At 67.2% G+C, this 20,034-nt stretch carries 17 protein-coding genes and 1 pseudogene; 11 read left to right on the forward strand and 7 right to left on the reverse strand.

The window, feature by feature from the left end; translation table 11 throughout:
- The first annotated feature begins 801 nt into the window (after positions 1 to 801).
- Positions 802 to 1,998 carry an IS110 family RNA-guided transposase gene (locus EDD30_RS37960; protein ID WP_211277739.1) on the forward strand — a complete coding sequence of 399 codons (1,197 nt, stop codon included), beginning with the start codon at positions 802 to 804 and terminating at the stop codon, positions 1,996 to 1,998.
- A gap of 6 nt (positions 1,999 to 2,004) precedes the next feature.
- Here EDD30_RS37960 and EDD30_RS37965 read toward each other — a convergent pair whose 3' ends face one another.
- Entirely contained in the window at positions 2,005 to 2,631 is a 627-nt protein-coding gene (locus EDD30_RS37965; protein ID WP_071804597.1) for a maleylpyruvate isomerase N-terminal domain-containing protein, read from the reverse strand.
- Positions 2,632 to 2,886: 255 nt separating this feature from the next.
- Between EDD30_RS37965 and EDD30_RS37970 the strand changes: the two genes are divergently transcribed.
- Positions 2,887 to 3,138: a hypothetical protein gene (locus tag EDD30_RS37970; protein WP_071804595.1), complete on the forward strand. Its 252-nt coding sequence runs from the start codon at positions 2,887 to 2,889 to the stop codon at positions 3,136 to 3,138.
- Between the two features lie 47 nt (positions 3,139 to 3,185).
- On the opposite strand, the gene EDD30_RS37975 is transcribed toward EDD30_RS37970, so the two are convergent.
- Positions 3,186 to 3,359: a transposase gene (locus EDD30_RS37975; RefSeq protein WP_123678931.1), complete on the reverse strand. Its 174-nt coding sequence runs from the start codon at positions 3,357 to 3,359 to the stop codon at positions 3,186 to 3,188.
- 79 nt (positions 3,360 to 3,438) lie between these two features.
- Between EDD30_RS37975 and EDD30_RS37980 the strand changes: the two genes are divergently transcribed.
- Positions 3,439 to 4,512 carry a tyrosine-type recombinase/integrase gene (locus tag EDD30_RS37980; RefSeq protein ID WP_071804593.1) on the forward strand — a complete coding sequence of 358 codons (1,074 nt, stop codon included), beginning with the start codon at positions 3,439 to 3,441 and terminating at the stop codon, positions 4,510 to 4,512.
- Positions 4,513 to 5,007: 495 nt separating this feature from the next.
- Here the strand turns inward: EDD30_RS37980 and EDD30_RS40145 are convergent, their stop codons facing one another.
- A complete protein-coding gene (locus tag EDD30_RS40145) occupies positions 5,008 to 5,229 on the reverse strand; it encodes a hypothetical protein (RefSeq protein ID WP_211353786.1) in 222 nt (73 codons plus the stop codon).
- 119 nt (positions 5,230 to 5,348) lie between these two features.
- On the opposite strand from EDD30_RS40145, the gene EDD30_RS37985 reads away from it, so the two are divergent.
- Together EDD30_RS37985 and EDD30_RS39650 are read left to right on the forward strand one after the other, a co-directional pair.
- On the forward strand, positions 5,349 to 6,839 hold the full coding sequence (locus EDD30_RS37985) for a tyrosine-type recombinase/integrase (protein ID WP_211277737.1): 1,491 nt from the start codon (positions 5,349 to 5,351) through the stop codon (positions 6,837 to 6,839).
- A gap of 771 nt (positions 6,840 to 7,610) precedes the next feature.
- Entirely contained in the window at positions 7,611 to 8,003 is a 393-nt protein-coding gene (locus tag EDD30_RS39650; RefSeq protein WP_071804591.1) for a hypothetical protein, read from the forward strand.
- Between the two features lie 6 nt (positions 8,004 to 8,009).
- Here EDD30_RS39650 and EDD30_RS42230 read toward each other — a convergent pair.
- Positions 8,010 to 8,170 (reverse strand): annotated as a pseudogene (locus EDD30_RS42230) (SAM-dependent methyltransferase); the annotation flags it as partial.
- 448 nt (positions 8,171 to 8,618) lie between these two features.
- Here EDD30_RS42230 and EDD30_RS37995 point away from each other — a divergent pair.
- From EDD30_RS37995 to EDD30_RS42235, 5 genes are all read left to right on the forward strand, one after another.
- Positions 8,619 to 10,334 (forward strand): S1 family peptidase, encoded by a 1,716-nt coding sequence (locus EDD30_RS37995; protein WP_071804590.1) that lies wholly within the window; start codon positions 8,619 to 8,621, stop codon positions 10,332 to 10,334.
- Positions 10,335 to 10,472: 138 nt separating this feature from the next.
- Positions 10,473 to 10,961, forward strand: coding sequence for a hypothetical protein (locus tag EDD30_RS38000; RefSeq protein WP_071804588.1), 489 nt, complete (start codon positions 10,473 to 10,475; stop codon positions 10,959 to 10,961).
- 447 nt (positions 10,962 to 11,408) lie between these two features.
- Positions 11,409 to 15,377, forward strand: coding sequence for a polymorphic toxin-type HINT domain-containing protein (locus tag EDD30_RS38005; protein WP_071804586.1), 3,969 nt, complete (start codon positions 11,409 to 11,411; stop codon positions 15,375 to 15,377).
- Positions 15,374 to 16,237, forward strand: coding sequence for a hypothetical protein (locus tag EDD30_RS38600; protein ID WP_143162626.1), 864 nt, complete (start codon positions 15,374 to 15,376; stop codon positions 16,235 to 16,237). The genes EDD30_RS38005 and EDD30_RS38600 overlap by 4 nt, the downstream gene beginning before the upstream one ends.
- Before the next feature lie 509 nt (positions 16,238 to 16,746).
- Positions 16,747 to 17,334 (forward strand): hypothetical protein, encoded by a 588-nt coding sequence (locus EDD30_RS42235; protein WP_425321287.1) that lies wholly within the window; start codon positions 16,747 to 16,749, stop codon positions 17,332 to 17,334.
- A 272-nt stretch (positions 17,335 to 17,606) separates the two neighbouring features.
- Here the strand turns inward: EDD30_RS42235 and EDD30_RS38020 are convergent, their stop codons facing one another.
- Together EDD30_RS38020 and EDD30_RS38025 are read right to left on the reverse strand one after the other, a co-directional pair.
- On the reverse strand, positions 17,607 to 18,314 hold the full coding sequence (locus tag EDD30_RS38020; RefSeq protein WP_148088186.1) for a zf-HC2 domain-containing protein: 708 nt from the start codon (positions 18,312 to 18,314) through the stop codon (positions 17,607 to 17,609).
- An 11-nt stretch (positions 18,315 to 18,325) separates the two neighbouring features.
- A complete protein-coding gene (locus tag EDD30_RS38025; protein WP_244945706.1) occupies positions 18,326 to 18,856 on the reverse strand; it encodes an RNA polymerase sigma factor in 531 nt (176 codons plus the stop codon).
- 160 nt (positions 18,857 to 19,016) lie between these two features.
- Between EDD30_RS38025 and EDD30_RS38030 the strand changes: the two genes are divergently transcribed.
- Entirely contained in the window at positions 19,017 to 19,430 is a 414-nt protein-coding gene (locus EDD30_RS38030) for a hypothetical protein (protein WP_071804580.1), read from the forward strand.
- Positions 19,431 to 19,647: 217 nt separating this feature from the next.
- Here the strand turns inward: EDD30_RS38030 and EDD30_RS41700 are convergent, their stop codons facing one another.
- Positions 19,648 to 19,779, reverse strand: a complete 132-nt coding sequence (locus tag EDD30_RS41700; RefSeq protein WP_280526233.1) for a hypothetical protein — start codon at positions 19,777 to 19,779, stop codon at positions 19,648 to 19,650.
- Positions 19,780 to 20,034 lie beyond the last annotated feature (255 nt).

Here is a 20,034-nt window from a genome sequence, read left to right on the forward strand (position 1 = left end):
TGGAAAACGGCAGCTCAAGGGCCTAGCAACACGTGCCGGTCGAGGGGTAGAAACACCGCCGATTGCCAGCGGCGCATATGGGCGGCGGTGGGGGTGGCAACCGCGCGCGGACCGGGCAGCCGGTTGCTAGCGCCGACGGGTAGAAACACCCGCGCGTGAGGGTGGCAAGTCGCCGGCTGCAGGGGTAGCAAATAGACCTGCCTGGGGGTAGCAAGTTGCCGGCTGCAGGGGTAGCAACTCGCCCCGAGCTGGGGTAGCAAGTCGCCGGCCCGGCAGGTAGCAACCCGCTCCTGGCAACCGCGGCGCCGGGGTAGCAACCCCGCACCGATCGTCGGCGCGTATCGACGCGGACGCATCCGAATACCCGCGCTGAGGGCGCGGCGAACCTTTTGCTCGGACACCGCGCCGTGAGGTTTCGCGGCCGTCGACGACCGCTGCCCCCGAGAGAATCCGCCGAGGCCCTGGCCGCCCGACTTCACGTGCCGCAGCGGCCCGCCTGCACCCCGTCGGTCATGGCGAAGATCGATCCAGCCGCGTGCGGTTGCCACCCGCCCTCGGTGTTTCTGTCTCAGTGGCTGTCCTACGTTGCAGAGACGGGTCGCAGCGGTCGTTCGTTGGACCGGTTGACCCCAGGGTCTCGGGTATGGCTCAGTGGCTGTTGCCGCGGGATGGCTTCAAAGACTTGGCCGCCCGAGACTCCGTGACGACTCGACCGCTGATTGGGATGCGCGGCTTGATCGCTTTGTAGGACAGTGCCGGCGAGGTCGTCTGCGGGCTGATCACGACGAGCGGCTGGCGGAGGTGGCGATGCCGAAGATCTGGGCCGGTGTGGACATCGGCAAGGAACATCATCACTGCGTGGTGATCGACTGCGAGGGCAAGCGGTTGTTGTCGCGCCGGGTCTTCAACGACGAGAAGGAGCTGCTGCGGCTGGTCAGCGACGTGCGGACCCTCTCGCAGGACGTGGTGTGGGCTGTGGACGTCAACCGGGGCGGCGCCACGTTGCTGATCGGTTTGTTGCTGGCCGCCCAGCAGCCGATGGTCTACCTGACCGGCTTGGCGGTGCATCGTGCTTCGGCGTCCTACCGTGGGCAGGGCAAGACCGACGCCAAGGACGCGTATGTCATCGCTGACCAGGCCCGGATGCGCCGCGACCTCGGTGTCATCCGCCCGGGCGACGAGGTGACGGTGGACCTGCGGATCCTCATCACCCGCCGCACGGATCTGGTGTGTGACCGCACCCGGCAGATCAACCGGCTCCGCGCCCAGCTGCTGGAGATCTTCCCCGCCCTGGAGCGGGCGCTGACGCTGACCAACCAGGGACCGGTCATCCTGCTCAGCGGCTATCAAACACCCGGGGCGATCCGCCGCATGGGGGTGCGGCGCCTGCAGGCATGGCTGGCCGGCCGCCACGTGCGGGCAGCCGCCGACCTCGCCCGCGTCGCGGTCGAGGCCGCCCAGGCCCAGCACACCGCGCTGCCCGGCAAGGAGTTGGCGGCCACGATCGTGGCCCGCCTCGCCGCCGGTGTGCTGGCGTTGAACGCCGAGATTGCTCAGGTCGACGCGCTCATCGAGGCCCGGTTCGCGCAGCATCCGAGTGCCGAGGTGATCGAAAGCCTGCCCGGGATGGGACCTCGCCTCGGAGCGGAGCTGCTCGCCGCCACCGGCGGCAACCTGACAGCCTTCGGCAGCGCGGACCGCCTGGCCACCTTCGCCGGCCTGGCGCCGGTGCCACGTGACTCCGGCCGAGTCAACGGCAACATGCGCCGCCCCACCCGTTTCCACCGCGGCCTACTGCGCGCCTTCTACCTATCCGCGCTGGCCAGCCTGAGAACCTGCACCGCCTCACGCAGCTACTACGACCGCAAACGCCAAGAAGGCCGAAACCACCAACAGGCCCTGCTCTGCCTGACCCGACGCCGAGCCAACGTGCTGTGGGCCATGGTGCCTGACGGGTCGCTCTACCGAACCCAAGAGGCTGTCAGCGCCCCGGTGTGAGCACCGTTAGAGAGCGGCAATCGACACGGGTGCCCGTTCCTGCCGAGCTAGGGCCCGGACCACATTGATCGGCCCGTGTCGCCATGCCGCGATGCGGCTGAGCAGCTGAATCGTCGCCTCGGTGGCGGCGTCGGGCATCGACGGCGTGGCCATGTCCAGGCTGACGGCCAGGTCGTCGGCATGCACGACCAGTTCCATCACACGGGTCAGCAGGAAGTCATCGACCGTCAGGCCCCAGGCGCCAAGATCGACGATGCGGCCTTTAGGTTGCGCCGGCACCGAATCCCGCAGCTCGTGCAACGCGGCGCCGACGCTGTCGGCGAGATCGTCGGGCGTCGTCGCGGCGGCGGCCTGTTCACTGCGGTGGCGAATGTCGGCGTTATCGGCGCTGTCAACACCCGAGGTCACCCAGCTGTTACCGGTGTAGTGCTCCAGCACCGGAACAGCGGACTGGCCAGGCGCGGCGGCGAGATAGGTGACGGTGTGGGTGATCTGGTTGGCGAGGTGCCGGGCGAGGCCGCCGGTGGAGAAGTCGGACAGCGCGCTGGGACTGGACCATCGCTCGGCCAAGACCGGCTCTCGCAGCAGGGCCGCGGCGGCCTCAGCGGCTTCCAGAAAGGCATGTCGGATCATCGTGCAGAGAGTAGGCCGATCAACCTCGCCGCGCCGTCCCATCACGCCCACCCTGCCGCCACCCGCCGCTTGACAACGACATTGGGAAGTCTCGCATCCTGTTTCGCAGCTAGTGCGGTTGGGGCTGACCGAGAGTCGTGGGCCCGGCGTTCGGTATGGCGTCACCGTGACGCTATACCGAACGCCTTGAGAGCCATGATCAGCGTGACGTGGGGTGAGTGCACGGGGCGGGAACCTGGATGGCAGGCTGTATCCATGAACGTGACACCGACGAGTGGGAAGCGCAGCGTCAGCTCGACCCAGCTGTGGTTGGCAGCGGGAGCGGCGTTCGTGTTGACCATCGTTGGCCTCGTGGCCGAGCAGTATTTGTGGGGCTCCTGGGATAGCCAGGCAGCGCTGTTAGCCGCGGCGGCAGTGAAGTGGGTCTGCTTGGTGGCCGCCATTGTGTTGACGATCGCGGCGATCGTGCTGTCGATCGCAGCGACCGTCCGCCGTTTGATGCGTTAGCCGCGCGCCGTCGCGCTGAGTCGGTAGCGGGGTTCTGCGTAGAACCGTTAGGCGGCCAGCGTCGCAGGAAGGGTGGCCTCCTGCTTCTTCGCGCGGGTGATCCGGCGGGTCATGAGGGTGATGTTTGCCCAGGTGATGTGGGCTTCGGCATGCTCGGGTATGCGTTCGTAGTCGCGGGAGTTGCGGCGGGCGCGCATCAGCCAGGACAGTGAGCGTTCCACGATCCAGCTATTAGTTACGTGGAATCAGACGGCAGGGAGATCCTTGCTTGTCGTACGACCACGGAACTGAGGTGAGCTGTTGAGCACTGAAACGATGTTGCAGCAAAAGTGGCCGGTGCTCGGGCGCCACGAGCGGGCGGCCGAGTGGCTGCAAGTCTGGACCGATCTCGGCCGGGCACCACGGACGATCGATGCTTACGCCCGCGGCCTGGCCGAGTACCTGACGATGTGCGACCGCACGGGCGTAGACCCGCTCACCGCGAACCGCGCGCACATAGCCGTTTACGTGCGAGAGCTGACGGCACGTCCCAGTCACCGCGGCGTCAACGTGATCTCGATCGACTCCGGATCCGGCCTGGCCAACGCCACGATCCAGCAGCGATTGGTACCGGTCCGGCTATTCTACGACTACTTGATGGAGGAAGGGCTGCGAGAGTCCAACCCAGTCAGCCGCGGCCGCTACACGCCGGGCCGACGCCGGGGCGGGCACGAGCGCGGACTGGTCCCCAGAATGACGAAGCTGCCGTGGATCCCGACCGAACAGCAGTGGCTCACGATTCTGGACGTCGCCGCGGCCGAGCCCATCCGCAATCGCGTCATGCTCGCCCTGGCCTACGACGCGGCGCTGCGCCGAGAGGAGCTGTGCTCGCTACGCACCGACGACCTGGACCCCGCGCACCGCACGCTGCGAGTGCGGGCAGAGACGACCAAGAACCGGCTGGAGCGGGTCGTGCCGTATTCGGCGCCGACCGGGGTCCTGCTGTCGGGATATCTGGCGCACCGAGCGACGATCAGCCGGGCCCGCGGCTTGCTGTTTCTGTCCGAATCACGGCGCAATCACGCCCAGCCGTTGACCCTGTGGACGTGGTCGAAGGTGATCCGACGCATCGCGCTCGCCGCCGAGACTCCCCGGTTCTCCACCCACACCACGCGACACCTGTGCCTGACCGATCTGGCCCGGATGGGCTGGGAGTTGCACGCGATCGCCACCTTCGCCGGCCACCGCAACACCGAGTCGACGCTCACCTACATCCACCTGTCCGGCCGTGACCTTGCTGCCAAGCTCAACCGCGGTATGGAGCAGATCCATGGCTGGCGAGTGAAGATGCTGGCCCGCCTGGGCGAGCCCGCCGGCGAGGCGGCCTCGCGATGACCGCGCTGCTCCAGGCGTCCGCCGTCGCGACGGACGCGGCCCGGTCCTGGCCGTGGCCAGTCCGCCCGGACCGCTACGACCGGCGTCCCGAACTCGCCGACGCGGAACGAGAGGTACTTGTCTGCTTGGGGACGGACCTTCGCCGACGCCCCAGTGGCTACGACGCGCAGGCCTCTCACTGGCAAGGCGTTGGACGGTTGCTTCGCCCGCTCGATGACGTGCGCTCATCGCTGTGGTGTCCCGAGGACGGCTGGTACCGCCGTGGCGTCGACGACGCCATCGCCCTGATTCTACTGCGGTCTGTCGAACACGGCCGGACGGTCTGGGCCTGGTCGGCCGAGGACTGGCTCGCTCTGATCGGCAGCACTGCCAGCCAGTTCGCCGCGAACGCGCCCGGATGGGCCGGTATGACCGCGCGCATACCTGGCCGCCTACGCCTTCCTGCTCAGCGGCTTCACCGAGTTCGACCGGCTGGGCCGTTTCCATCGCCTGCCGCTAGCCTGGCGCGTGTTCGGCAAAGATCCTGTCGACGATGCACAGCAGCAGGTGGCGCACGTGCTTCGTGGCTGGGGCTATCAGGTCGAGGACGATGTCGACTCCCGGATCTCTCCGGTCCTGTGTCAGGCGCTCCTTCTCAACCGCAGCCCGATGCTGCACGATTTGACCACCGAAGCGTTCCACCGGATCCGGCAGCACCCTGACATGCCGGAGCGGCATCTCGGCGCTCTATACGGGATCCAGCGGGCAGCGGCCGCCCTCGGCCACTGTTCCTCGCCGCCGCCTCCGAACCGCCGTCGGATGCCTGCAATCGAGGGCGCCTCACGATCGTGGACCGAATGGGTCGAACGCTGGCACACCACTTCCACGCTGTCGCCCAAGGTCCGCAACAACCACCGCTCCCTGCTGTCGAAGGTCGGACGCTGGCTCGCCACCGAACACCCGCAGATCACAGAGCCGGCCAATGGACCCGGCAGACCTGCACGGCCTGGGTCGCCGCGGTCAACAATCTCCGTGTCGGAGACTACGTCCAGCAGCTCGCCGCCCACGAGAAAAGGGCGGGACAGCCGGTCGCACCGCACACCAAGGCGGGCTACCTCACCGCGACCCGGGCGTTCTTCCGCGACCTGCACGAATGCGAGTGGATCCCCCGGCGGTTCGACCCCCTACGCGCGTTGTCCACGCCCAGAACGATCCACGCGATGCTCGGACCCGATCCCCGCGTCATCGCCGATGACATCTGGGCCAAGTTGCTGTGGGCCGGACTCAACATCGAACCCGAAGACCTGCCTACCAGTCTCAACAGCCTGCGCTACCCGCTCGAACTCCTCCGAGCTCTATCGCTGACCTGGCTGTCCAGCGGTCTGCGCAGCAACGAGATCGTCCGCCTCCGCGTCGGCTGCGTCCGCTGGCAGCACGACGGCTTCCCCATTCCCGGTGACTCCGACGAGGTGCTGGCCCGCGAGGCGGTCTGCCTGCTCGACGTCCCCACGCATAAGACCGGTACGTCGTTCACCAAGCCCGTCGACCCGCTGCTGGGCAAGACGATCGAGGCATGGCAGAGCGTCCGGCCGCAGCAGCCGAAGATGCTGGACCGCAAGACCAGCGAGCACGTCGACCTGCTCTTCGCCACGAGAGCCCGTCGAGTCGCCAACACCTACCTCAACGGCACGATCATCCCGGCGCTCTGCCGCAAGGCCGGCGTCCCCACCGCCGATGTCCGCGGCAACATCACCAGCCACCGAGCACGCTCCACCATCGCCAGCCAGCTCTACAACGCCAAGGAACCCATGACCCTGTTCGAGCTGCAAGCCTGGCTCGGCCACCGCAGCCCCGAATCCACCCAGCACTACGCGAAGATCACCCCGAACACGCTGGCCAGGGCCTATAACGACGCCGGATACTTCGCCCGCAACCAACGCACCATCGAGGTTCTCGTCGACCGCGACGCCGTCGCCAGCGGCGCGGCAGCCGCTGGCGAGCCCTGGCAGTACTACGACATGGGGCACGGCTACTGCACCTACACGTTTTTCGAGCAATGCCAGCACCGTATGGCCTGCGCCCGATGCGACTTCTACACGCCGAAAGCGTCGTCAAAAGGTCAGCTGCTCGAGGCCAAGGACAACCTCCAACGCATGCTGGCCAGCATCCCGCTCACCGACGACGAGCGCGCCGCGGTCGACGACGGTCAGGTCGCTCTCGAGCAGCTGCTCGAGCGGCTCGTCGACGTTCCCACCCCGACTGGTTCGACCCCGCGACAGATCGGAGTGCCTGCCACTGCAACCTTGCTCCCGATTCTCGCCATCACGAAACGCCGTCACGATGAGTAAGTGTGAGGTGGAATGACGCCGCCATCTGCCAGCTCGCTCTTTCTGCTGAAGAGCGGATACGGATCAAGGCCGACTGGCTACAGAAGGCCCGATTGAATACCGGCTTGGGTGATATGCGCGGCGACTGTTCCGGCCGTCGAGTCCCCCGACCAAACCTCAGCGCGAACGCTCTCTCGCTTAAGGTCGTCACCTACCACCTGAACGCCCTGCTCCCATGGGGAGGGCCAGGAATTGAAGCGGCGTACTTCTATGAGGCCGCGGTCGGCCAACGAGACCAAGCCCGGCCCCAGAACCTCTGCCACTACTTCCCAGGAAGGCGCCTCAGCCCATCGCAGCTCCCACAAGGGGAGGGGCGAGTCCTCGAGCGGTTGGAAGACGAGCTGTTCAGCGACATCCAACCCTTGACCATCGCGCATGGCGGCACCCGTTCCTCGACCCGTTTCCGGAACTGAGGATCCCATAGCAAGAACGACGTGTGCTCCGTACATCCAGGTCAGCGGACGACGTCCGCTCATGCCGCCGATAATGTGTGCCGCTTGGCGAGTGCTTGCCCGGCAAGCGCCACCTGCTCAACCGCATGATCGGCACCATTGCCTGACGGCGCGCACCAGCTACAACTCGGCTCGAGCCTTCCCGACCGCGGCCGCCGCAAGCTGATATCCACTCATCCGCCGCCGCTCTCCAAAATCAGGTCAGCGCACACCTGCCACCGCACGCCGGGCAAAACGCTCGCTTGGCGTTCGAGGTCACATCGATACCGCACCGCTCGCAGTGACCGTCCTCCCACAGGCCCTGGTCGAGGCCGAGTCCACCGTCGTAGTAATCACGGTCGGGCCATGCCACGAAATCAGTAAGTGTGCCGTCCTCGCCTTCGGTGACAGTCACGGTGGCCAACACGAGGTTGGTCCGCATCCCGTAGCTCTCCTCGGCATAGCGAGGAAGGACGCGCCGCAGCACATCTACGAGCTCACGAACCGGCAGTCCGCGGAGCTGCTCGGCAAGACGGTCGCGATCCTCGTCGGTGCTCATAAATCTGACCGTACCGCCGAGATCATCCGGCTGGAGCGGCTGAGCACCGACGGCGTCGACGTCGGCCAGGCGCTGCCGGCCGACGGCACCCCGGTCCGGCTGCTGGCCACCGTCGCGGCCCCGCGTCGGCGGTGAGCCGGGGTCCATCTCCTCCGGCGACAGCCAGTAGGCGTCGAATTCGACACCACGGCGGATGCTTCGACCTCGACGCTGGAGCTGCCGTCTCCGGCCTTGAACGCGGTTACCAGATAGCCCCCGGGCTTGACGACGCGAGCCAGTTCGCTGAAGGCGATCGCTCTGTTAGCAGCCACTCGCCGAAGTCTGCGCCTATGACCCGTGACCCTTTGACAGGCTCGCCATCCGGCGTTCCTGTCGTGTGCATCCCATCACACCCGGCGCGGTCGATGCTGCGACTTTGGGCCCTGCACGGCGGGCGGGCTTGGAAACTACGCAGCGAGATCGACTTTCTGTGACGGGAGACCGTCCCGGCCCGCTGAGCAGCCGCCTGGCCAGCGCACGCAGCCACCAGGGAAAGTGGCAATAGCGAAATCTCCCTGTGAGCAATGGTCGATAGCGCCACCCTCGGTGAGCGCCCATTGTGGGCCGCATCTGGTCGTAGATCACCAAGATCGGGATCGGTGTCGATGGGTGGATTCGGCAGGCTAGGCTGCGCGATCGTCCGGCTGTGACTGTGCCGTCGGGACGCTTCTGACCTGAGGAACGAAATTGATAAGGCTTGCTCGATCGCGAATGGTGGTGGGCGCCGTCCTGGCGGCCCTGGGTGCGGGATTGCTCGGTGCGACGCCGGTGCATGCCGTCGGGGGTAGCGCGAATGTGCCGAACGACGCGTACGGCTTCGCCGCGCGAATCGACGTCAGCGGGGTCCGTGCCTGTTCGGGTGCGCTGGTGGCGCCGCAGTGGGTCGTGACGTCTGCGGTCTGTTTCGCCGAGCCGGGCAAGCCGGTTGTGGCCGGGGCCCCGCCTCGGGCCGCCTCGGTGACCGTAGGCCGCGTGGTGAGCGCGGCGAAGCCGCTGGCCGTCACCCGGATCGTGCCGCACGCTGAGCGCGACATCGTGCTGGCCAAGCTCCAGTCGCGAGTTACTGGTGTCACGCCGGTGGCGATCAGCAAGGCCGCGCCGGCGATCGGCGAGGTGCTGCGCGCTGCGGGATTCGGCCGTACCAAGACGCAGTGGTTGCCCGACGAGTTGCACGTCGCCGCTTTCGCGGTGAGCGGAGTGCGTGTCGATGCCGTGGACCTGGCACGCCAGGACGCCGCGGCCGGGATCTGCAAGGGCGACGCCGGCGGGCCGCTGCTGCGCGAGACGGGGGGCCGGGTCGAGCTGGTCGCCATTCACCGCACCGCCGGGCAGAGCGGCTGCCTCGGCTCGTCCGACACCGGCAAGGACGCGGTGGACACCCGCGTGGACGACGTGGCCGGCTGGATCACCCAGACCACCGCGCGTACCGCCGACAACATCCGGGCGTTCTACGGCTACGACGGTGTGAGGACCGCCTTGTTCACCTTCGCCAACCAGGGCGGCTCGGCGCTCACGGCGACGCAGAGCTGGGACTCCGGTCCGAATTCCTGGAGCGGCGCGCGGGTCAAGGCGGTGGAGGGCGACTTCGACGGCGACGGCACGCAGGACGTCGGCGCGTTCTACAACTACGACAACGCGCAGACCAAGCTGTGGTTGTTCGCCTCCGCCGACGCCAAGACCAGCCCGAAGCTGGCCTGGGACTCAGGGCGCGGCAACTGGGACTGGAGCAAGGCGGACTACGTCGCGGGTGACTTCGACGGCGACGGCCGCGACGAGATCGCCGGGTCCTATGACTACGGCAACGCGCAGACCAAACTGTTCGTGTTCGACGACCTCGCCACGACGGTCACCAAGCGGATGACCTGGGACTCCACCGCGACCAAGTGGGACGCCAGCCGGGCCAAGCTGCTCGCGGGCGACGTCGACGGCGACGGCCAGGCCGAGATCGCCGCGTTCTACAACAACGACAACGGACAGACGAAGCTGCACCTGTTCGCCGATGTGATGGACAAGCCCACCCCGGCCCAGGTCTGGGACTCCGGCCGCGGCAACTGGGACTGGAGCAAGGCGGACCACGTCGCGGGTGACTTCGACGGCGACGGGCGCACCGAGATCGCCGGATTCCACCAGTACGCCAACGTGCAGACGAAACTCTTCCTGTTCGACGACATTGCGGGCAGGCTCACCAAGCGGATGACCTGGGACTCCACCGCGAACATGTGGGCCGGCAACCGGGCCAAGCTGGTCGCGGGCGATGTCGACGGCGACGGTCAGGCCGAGATCGCGGCGTTCTACAACAACGACAACGCACAGACCAAACTCTTCCTGTTCGCCGACGTGACCGGCACACCCGCCCCGCGGATGGCCTGGGACTCCGGCCGCGGCAACTGGGACTGGACGCGAATCCGGCTGACGACCGGCACCTGACGCAACAACGGACCGCCTGCCCTGCCGGTCACGACATGGACCGGCATGCAGGCCTGCCCAGCCAACGTCGACACGTGCCCCGCACCTCGCGTCATGTGGCACCTGAAACGGTAGATCTCAGATAAGGATTATCGGACAGTGAAGACTTTCACCAAGCTCTTGACGGCTGGCCTCGCCCTTGCCGCTGCTGGCGCGGCCGGTATCGGCCTGACGGCGAACATCGCAAGCGCCGAGGACAACCCGACCACCGCGAATGACGGGTCCCTCGTGGAGGACTACACCTACCCCAACGGGGAAGCCACTCCGGGAATCAAGCTCTTCCGAGGCAATGGACGCATCCTTCTCGTGGAATGCGCGAACGGCGGCGCGAACCTGGTGCGCATCCGTAGCTCCGTGCGCCGTGAGGAATTCTGCTTCGATGTGAAGGGCACCGACGGATACCTTGCCCTGGAGCTGCAGAAGACCTACCAGATCCGCGGCGACGGCGAACACAAGGTCGAGGCAGAGGTCACAATCAACGGCGCTCCTGAACCCGAGCCGGTTTCAGTCCCGGACACCACCTGGGCCGTCCTGCCGGTCAGTCCCGGCCCCGGAAATACCCTCGTTGAGCTTCGTTCGATGAAGTAAGGCGCGGAGCAGCTAGATCGGCGCGGTGTCGGCGCCCACCCGCTGTACGCCATCAAGGCCGTGACAAGGGGAACAAAGCCTCGAGCCGGTTCTTGGTCTGCCTGTCGATCTGCGGACTAACCAAGCGGCTTTGCCTTGCTGCCTCGTCGATCTAACGATTTGACCGCCGGAAACCCTCTCATTCGAGGCTTCTGTCGCCGTGGCTGCATCGATTGATGTAGCCACGGCACCTCGCGTTCCTCACGATTACCGCCTCATCCGGCGGACCTGTTCTCTCTTCACGCCCATAGCGGGCGGTCCCACCTCGATTGTGGAGGGTTTGTGATGTTACGTCATGGCCGTAGGACGGCACGCCGGTGTCGGCCGCTGATCGCGGCGCTGACAGTGCCGACGATGGTGGCCAGTCTCTTGGCGACGCCGGCTCGGGCCGCGGAGCCGGATTGGGAAGTGACGTCGGACGACCGCGCCAATGCCATTTATTTGGCGAAGTTTGGTGGCCCGGTGGTGGCCGACGCAGCGCGTAAGGCGCTGCTCAGCTCAGACGGCGAACTCCGTTCTTTCCTCGATGAGGGATGGCAGGACGCACAGATTCACGATGACCGCATGCAGGTTGGGATGGCGGGCATCATTGGTGGGCCTTCGGTTGCCGACGCGGCGAATGCGGCGCTGGACAGCACCAACCCGGAGGAGGTGCGCAAGTTCCTGGCGTCTGGGTTCGATGCGGCGTGGGTGCATGACGAGCGGATCCGGGTCGGTGACGCGATCAGTAGCGGTGGTCCGCATGTCATCGATGCGGGTAACCGGGCGTTGGATGCCGGTGATGATGCGGTCGCTGAGTTCCTGTCCGAGGGGTTGGAGACCGCGCGGGAACACGACGACTTCTACGCGGCCGGGATGATCGTCAACGCGGGTGGCCCGGCGGTGCAGGCTGCCGGTACCGCGGCGTTGGACGGCACGATCGATGATGTCCGGGAGTTCCTGGCGCGGGGTCAGTATGTGGCGCAGGCGCGGGACGAGGAGATCGCGACGCTGGCGCAGCTGGCCGCGCGGGCGAAGGCGGCCCGTGAGCAGGCTAGGCATGCTGCCGCGGCGGCGAAGGTGCTGGCGGGCAAGGCGTCCAAGCAGGCTGTTGCGGCGGATAAGGCAGCCAAGATCGCGGTGCGTGAAGCCGCGGCGGCCAAGAACTCCGCGCAGCGTGCGGCGAGTGCCGCGGGCCGGGCGGCGGACGCGGCGTCGCAGGCTGCGGATGCGATGCGCGAAGCGATCGGCGCGGCGCGGGCGGCGAACAAGGCGGCGCGGGTGGCAGCGAACGCCGCCTCGGCCGCGGCGTCGGCGGCCGCGCGGGCCGGGCAGGCCGCTTCCCGGGCGCGGGACGAGGCCAACGCGGCGTGGAAGGACAAAGCGAAAGCGGCGGATGCGCGTAAGGCCGCCGACGCCGCGAACGCGGCGGCGCAGAACGCGCAGGATGCCGGCGAGGCATCGGTCCAGGCCACGGTCGCGCTCGAAGAAGCGCTGAACGCGGTCAGAGCCGTGGTGAACGCGGCCGGCAACGCGGATCAAGCGGCGGCCTCCGCCGATGAGGCCAGTCAGCACTCGGCGCAGGCTCGGGCGCAGTCCGCGCGGGCGAAGCAGGCCGCCGCGCGGGCGCGGATGTATGCGGGGCAGGCCCGCCGGGCGATGCAGGAGGCCGAGCGGTTGGCCGCCCGGGCGAAGGCGGCGGCGCAGCAGGCCGGTGCCGCGGCGAGGGACGCCGCCGGGCACGCCCGCCGCGCGGCAGCGGCGGCGAAGAAGGCCGCCGACAACGCCGGGCAGGCCGCCGATCTGGCCAAGGACACCAACGCCGAAGCCGCCGAGGCGCAGGCCGCGGCGAAGATCGCCACGGACGCCAGTGTGCAGGCCGCGGAAGTGGCGGCCACGGCGCGGGAACTCGACGCCGAACGGTTGCGGCTGGACACCGAAGACGCCATGCAATTGGCCCATGACGCCGCCGAAGAAGAAGCTGCGGTGCCTTCGATGCCGGACCGGAGCGACGTACCCGAGTTGCAGCGCGTGGATGCCGAGACCACCCGACTGCTGGCCGAGGCGTCCGCTGCTGGGGCGTCCGTTGAGGTGGTGCTCGATCGTGGTCGGCGGGCGGCGTTGCGGCTGATGGATGCCGGCTCGCCGTGGACACGTGCCGCGGCGGAACAGGCCCTGGCCGGCGGCGAACCTGAGATGCGTCATTTCCTGACCACCGGTCGCCTGGCCGCGGCGGAGCAGGACGACCGGGCCCGCGTCGGTCTGCTCGCCGAGCAGACCACCCGGCCGGCGCAACGCGACGCCGCGGAGAAGGCGCTGACCGGCACGCACGCCGACGTAGTGCGGTTCCTGACCACCCAGGACTATGAGGACAAGGTCCACGACGACCGGATCGCCGTCGGTGACCTCATCCGCGCCGGTGGCCCGACCATGAAGGACGCCGGGAACAAGGCACTGGACGGCACCGCCCAGGACGCCGCCGAGTTCCTGCGCACCGGCCAGTACGAGGCCGCTGAACACGACGAGAAGATCGCCGTGGGTGACTTGGCCCGTACCGGCGGACCGGAGGTCAAGGCCGCCGCGAACATCGCGCTGGAAGGCACCGCCGCCATGCGGCGGGCGTTCCTTGAGGTCGGGCAGTATCGGGCCGCCGAACGGGACCAGGCCGCGGCGATGCACGCCGCGACCGCCGCACGCTACGTCGCCGACACCGCCCACTCTGCGGCTCTGGCCCGCCAGGACGCCGCGAAGGCCGCCATCTCCGCGGCCAACGCCAACCGCGACGCCGCCAAGGCCGACGCCAGCAAGAAACTCGCTGACACCGCGGCGCAGCAGGCCGTCGCTGCTGCCGGTGACGCCGCCAAATCCCACAAGCAGGCCAAGAAGTCCGCCGACCAGGCCGCCGCGTCCGCCAAGACCGCCCGCACAGCTGCGGCCCAAGCGGCCAAGGCCGCTACCGCCGCCGACACGTCAGCGGCGCATGCCGCCGACTCCGCTGTCCGCGCCGTCCACGCCGCCCAACGCGCCCGCGACGACGCCGACGACGCCCGCAACGCCGCGCTCGCCGCCGGCAAAGACGCCACCGCCGCGTTGAAAGCAGCTACTGACGCCGAGAAGGCGGCCCAGGCCAAAGAGAACGCCGCCGCCAAACAGCACCGGGACAAGCAGAAGCAGCAAGGCGGCTTCACCTGCCAGGACAGAGAAGCGGCCCTGGAGCCACTCTGCAGCGCGAGATTCAGCAAACAACTTGGGCTCACCGATTTGAAGTGCCCCACCGCGATGCACTTCGGCAACGGAATCTGTGGTCCCGCCGAAACGGCCGCTTGGAAACAGTGGGGCAAAGAGAGGAGCGAACGGACGCGTTTGCGCGCTCAGCTCGCCCTGACCACGTGCGGGATGATCGACGTTTTCGGCATCGGCACCTTCTGCGACGGCACCGACGTCCTCATCTCCGCCATCAACGGAGAATGGGGCGACGCCGCACTCGGCGCCTTCTCCATGATCCCCTTCGTAGGGCTCGCAGGCAACGTCATGCGAGGCCAAGAACTCCTCCGCGACCTCAACAAACTCAAGAAAAAAGCCTGCAAGAAGGCCGATAGCTTCGCCCCCGACACCCCCGTCCTACTTGCCGACGGCAGCCACAAGGCCATCCGCGACATCCGCACCGGCGACCACGTCCTCGCCACCGACCCGCAAACCGGCAACACTCAGCCGAAGCCCGTCACCGCGCTGCACCGCAACCTCGACACCGAACTCGCCGACATCACCATCCGAACGACGAACGGCCAACGCGCCGTACTCGAAACAACCCAGCGCCACCCCTTTTGGAACGACACCAGCAAGGAATGGACTCACGCCGAAGATCTGCAACCCGGCACAGCCCTGCGCAGTCTCGGTGCTGACACTCCCGCGATTATTGAGACAAAGCTGCACAGCGGTCAGCGGTACATGCACAACCTCACGGTCGCTGATTTCCATACCTATTTTGTCCTTGCCGGGAACACTCCAGTTCTGGTCCACAACACGGGTGGAGATAGCAGGAGAAAATACCTCGATCGACCAGGATTCAGTAACTACGTACTCGTCGACAAGGATGGAAAGGTGTACTATTCTGGGATGTTTGGGCCAGGTGAGAGTCTAGCGAACGTTCAATATCGCCACCGCACCAAACACAAGGATCGGTTCAATCCCGCCAATGGAGATGTCATGAGAGTGACACCCGGCACGAGGACGTATGGGGAGTCGCGTCTCATGGAGCAGCGACTCGCCGAGCAGCACGGCACCTATATCGGCCGTGACGGAAGCAACTATCGTGGGAACCGTCAGAATCCGCTCAGCGCCACCAAGTTGGCGGAGTATGAGGCCTACGAGGCATGGAAGCTTGGGGGATGTCCGTGAGCGAGAACAATGAGAATAGCTTCACACTTGCCGCACTGACCACCAAATTCACGGACGAGGTCGGGAGAAAGCCGTTCCTTGGCGAATTGATCGAGGTCCTTGGCTGGGCGACTTACGGGGCCTTCCCGGCGCCGCTGACCTTCAGCGCGAAGCTGAAGAATGGTGAGCCCTATGTGTGCCCCAATGAATCAGCGGTGGCCGATCTAAATGACTCCATATTCGTAAACGCGGCCGCCTTTATCGCCCATCTGGTCGAGTCGTCGAAGGATGAGGCGTTGTCACCTTCGAAGCTAGCCCCTAAGGTCATGTCGGGCCTAAAGGACCCAGCGGTTCTGCTTCGGGATGTCACTGGCGAAGAGGTGGCAAGGCTGACCGTCAGCGGTCCCAAGAAGATTTCGAAGCCCAGGATTGGCGATCTACTTGCCATTCCATCTGATAGCGGCAAGTTCCGACTTGCATCGATTGTTGCGCGAAACCGCTTTGGAACCGCACTAGGAATCTTCGGCGGAACGGTCGACGTGCCGAGGCCGGTAGGGGCAAGCCTGGCGTCGGCGATCTTCCGGGTTCCGTTCTACACAGAAGATCGGCTCGTTGCCACGGGGGCGTGGAAGGTTGTCGGTCATGACGAGGATCTGTTGGCACTTTTCCCGTCCGATCCGGAGATATACCATGGAACGGACCTGCAGTGGCCCGGCGTTGATCTTGGCGAGTTCGGAGCTGCGGAAAAGGCTTCTGGCGAAATTCGGCTGATCGGCTCTGACGAGGCTAGGGAAGTAGGCCTCTTGGATGGCACCTACCGACAGTCGTACATCGCTGAAGATTTGGAACGCATGCTCAACGAGGCAGATCGGCGCAAGTAGGGGTTTAGCACGCAGGCTGGCAGTAAGGGAGATTGCGTGCGAAATTGGCGCTAGGCCGCATATGAAGTATCCCGGCCCGATTCCCGTGCAACGCCGCCAACGATAGGCGTTGGCGGCGTTGCATGGCAGTCCGACAACAATGAGGGATCTCGATGCCTACTTGGTTAGTCGGGCATCGAAAGCATGATGGAGTCACCCAGACCGTGCCGTCCCCCCCGACGCACAGCGCCCCGCCCCCGATCCGCCGCACCCGGCAGCGCGGATGGGTGGGAGCTACTGGATCGGCGTCAGGTGCGGGTCTTCGGCAACCGGTTCGGTGAGCTCTTCAATGACGCCGTCGTCTCGGCGGCCGGCGTTGCGGGCACCTACCTGCGCTGGCGGTGGCGCAGCGCCGGAGTCATCGTCCTACCGGTCCACGCCGGCGACATCGCGCTCGTACCGGCGTACAGGTATCTCATCGGCGACGTCTCGCTGAGTTTCCCCGCGGGGCGGTCGACGCCGGCGAAACCGTGTGCGCGGCCGCCATCCGGGAGCTGCGCGAAGAGGCTGGCCGCCTCGACGCAGATGCTCGGCGAGGTCTACGCCGAGACCGGGCTGATCGAGTCCAGCTGCGCGGTCGTACGCGTCGACGTGCGCGCCGCCGTCATGGCGAGGCCCGAGGCGATGGAATCGGTCGCGGCGCCGCGCTGGCTCAGCAGCGGCGACACCCGCCAGGCGATCGTCTCCGGCGAGATCCGTTGCGGCCTGACCCTGGCCGCCCTGGCGCTCTACCTGGCATCGCCCGTCGGCCATCAGCCCGCGGGCCTCGAGCGGTAACGAGTCTGGGGCCGCCGAGCCGTCTTCCCTTCTCCTACTGCCCGCGCACCCCGAGGTGCGCGGGCAGCGCCGTTGAGCAGGTGTTTGTACGCCAGCCAGCCCCGGATGCGCTTGGTGAAGGTAGGAACCCCTCTCCTGCCTGGACGCCCTCGAGGAGGTCGCACCGTGCCCGGCTGCCGGTTCCTCGTCGCCGTGAACCTGTGTGGACGCCACCCGCACCAGGTTCGCGATCACTTCGCCATCGCTTCGTTATCAGTTCGCATGGACAGGCCCGCCCATGATCGAGTTACGGCAGGTCAACGCCGGTGGAAACACCCCGCCGCGAAGCCCGACATCTTTACCCACCCTGGAAAGCGTGATGCCCCACTTCCTGCTGGAGTGGTTCACCAACGTGACGGTGACGGCCATCGTGACGTGGTGCGGCGTCGCAGCAGGTCTGGCCCTTGGCGTGGTCATCGGCTACGGCGTCCTGACGCATCTGGGCCGACGGCGTCCAGCGTCGACAGCGCCCGCACCGTGGCCGAGGCCATGCGTCATGACCCGCCCGGCGAGCCTAGGCGGTTCTGAAGGTCAGGACTCTGGTTCCGGCTGGTGGGCCGTCCGAGAGAGTGGCGATGCCATCGTTTTCGGCGGAGACCGCGACTCGTTGCCGGGAGATCTCGTGGGGACCGGCGATGATGTAGACCCACGTTGCCGACGCGCTGTAGATGACGGCGGCTTGAGGTACGACCTTTCGGGTGATGCCTGAGATGGTGCGCTCGGTGACGGCTGCGGGGGCGGGAGTGGTGTCGCCCAGCGTGACGCGGTAGGGCGGGGGGTCGTACGAGGACATGAGCCGCCCGTCAACGGTCGTGAGTCCAGCGGCCAAGGCGGCGAGACCCGGTTCGTTCTCGGTGTTGATGTTCTGGGTTGTCGGTCTCGTCAGGACCTGGCCGTAGGGCGACGAGCCGTGGCCGCGGAAGTGGTCTGTTTTGAGGTCGACCGCGACCACGGCAGCGGCCACGGCGGCAGCGGTGACCGCTATCGCGAACCTCGCGGATAACGGTTTACTCCGCCAACTTCGGAGGCGCTCGGCCAGGGTCGGCGAGGCATCCAGATGGTCGTTGACCCCTGCCCAGATATCCGCGAGTCGCTGGGCGGACACCACGGCCGTGACGCTGTCCCGGCAGGCCGCGCACTCCAGTAGGTGCGCCTCCACGGACGCCGCGAGCACCAGGTCGGTCGAGCCGGCCGCATAGCGGCCTGCCAGGTCCTCATCCACGTGCCAGGTGCTCATACCAGTTCCTCCCGGAGTGCTGCGCGGGCGCGCATGAGGCGGGTCTTCACCGTGCCGACTGGGATGCCGAGCAGCCGCGCCGCCTCCTTGGCGGTCAGACCGTCGAGGATCGTGGCGCGCACCACGGCGCGCAGCTCCGGGTTGATCTCCTGTAGCGCCGCCGCCAGGTCGCTGTGCTCGAGGCCGAGCAGAACTTGCTCCTCGGCAGACGGCTCGACGCTCATCTCCTCGACCAGCGGCACCGTGGCCGGCTTTTGCGCCCTGAACTGATCGATCAGCCGGCGTACGCCGATGCCCCAGATCCAAGCCGGCACAGAGCCGTCGGCCCGGTAACGGGCGGCGCCGCGCCACACCGCGACGAACGTGTCCTGGACGACCTCGTTGACGACGCCGGCGTCGTGGCACCGCTGCGACAGCCGAAGCAGCAGCCAGGGCGCATGCCGGCGATAGAGGACTGCGAGGGCGTCGCGGTCGCCCTTGCCGAGTGCCGCCATCAGCGTGTCGTCGGAGCGTGCGTCAGCGTCCACACCCCACTGTCGAGGCACAGATGCGGCCCGGTTCGCAGGCGCCGTTGTTGTTACACCATCTGCGAGCCGATATCTCGGCCGAACCATCGCGGTCGGGTCCGCCGACAGGCCTCCCACAGCCATCTGACGGAGATGGCGGACCCGATCAAGGAGCACGGCAATGGCCATCAACATCACCTCGAAGCGAACCCACTTCCTCTCCGGCTTGGTCATGTGCGCGGCCGCCGGCGCGGCACTGCTCGGCATGGCCGTCCCGGCCTCGGCGGCGACGTCTCAGGACGTCAGGCCGGCGGGCGCGGACTCGCGCAGGGCAGCCAGTGTTGTCCTGCCTCCGGGTGGCCGCATCACCATCCCGACCTGGATCTTCGGCAACACCCAGGTCTGCGCTACCAACCTGGGCCCCAGCACGCCGGGCCGACTTGAGGTCAAGGCTCAGCTTCCGTGGGCCGGCCCGGAAAACATCGACGTTCCGGGCTTCGTGGAGCGCAAGTGCATCTCGCGGTTCTGGGGCGGGGTGCCGGTCGACCTGACCAACGTGTCCTCATCCTCGCCCGTGCTGGTCGAGCACAACTGATCCGTTTCGGCTGAGCCGTACGGCCCGGGGATGAGCCGGCCGAAGGCTCCGGCGGCATCGCCTGCCGCCGGAGCCACCCGGCGGCTCCGGCAACTGCGATGCGGTTCGTGACGGGGGAGGCCTGCTGTATGAGGGCCGGGGCGGTGGTCCGCTCGTCCTGGGTGGGACTGGCCGGTGAGAGGTCCACCGCCCCGGCGGTCTGGAAGGCCCTGGCGGGCTACCGGCTGAGCAGGGTGTGCAGGGCGACGGTTGTCGCGATGCCGACAGTCACACCGGCGGGCCAGCCACCGGTTTGTCCGGCTAGGACGCCGGCGCCGGCGGCGAGGATCAGGACGAGCAGGGTCCGCACGTCGAGCAGGGGATTCTGAGAGGGTGTCCGATCAGGGCGTCTCTCGGAGCGACGGCGGCCGCTCACGTTGCGTGTCATCTACGGGGGTTCTCCTGGGCGCGGCGGGGTTGGGGGACTGAACCGCCTCTTATCCGGTTGAAACTCATCTATCGCGCGAAAGCCGCCTGACGTGTGATCTTGGTCGACGATCTCTACCGTGCTGCCGGGCAACCTCGCACACCTCGATGGAATCGGAGCGGCGCGGTCGCGTGCCAC

It is taken from the genome of Couchioplanes caeruleus (genome assembly GCF_003751945.1).
GTDB classification, from domain to species: domain Bacteria; phylum Actinomycetota; class Actinomycetes; order Mycobacteriales; family Micromonosporaceae; genus Actinoplanes; species Actinoplanes caeruleus.

Bases quoted from the DNA above. Each gene is read 5' to 3' on its own strand.
- EDD30_RS37970 (WP_071804595.1), top strand. From the start codon at position 2,887: ATGAACGTGACACCGACGAGTGGGAAGCGCAGCGTCAGCTCGACCCAG.
- EDD30_RS38030 (WP_071804580.1), top strand. From the start codon at position 19,017: ATGGCCATCAACATCACCTCGAAGCGAACCCACTTCCTCTCCGGCTTG.
- EDD30_RS37965 (WP_071804597.1), bottom strand. From the start codon at position 2,631: ATGATCCGACATGCCTTTCTGGAAGCCGCTGAGGCCGCCGCGGCCCTG.
- EDD30_RS37985 (WP_211277737.1), top strand. From the start codon at position 5,349: ATGGGTCGAACGCTGGCACACCACTTCCACGCTGTCGCCCAAGGTCCG.
- EDD30_RS37995 (WP_071804590.1), top strand. From the start codon at position 8,619: ATGGTGGTGGGCGCCGTCCTGGCGGCCCTGGGTGCGGGATTGCTCGGT.
- EDD30_RS40145 (WP_211353786.1), bottom strand. From the start codon at position 5,229: ATGCCGCTCCGGCATGTCAGGGTGCTGCCGGATCCGGTGGAACGCTTC.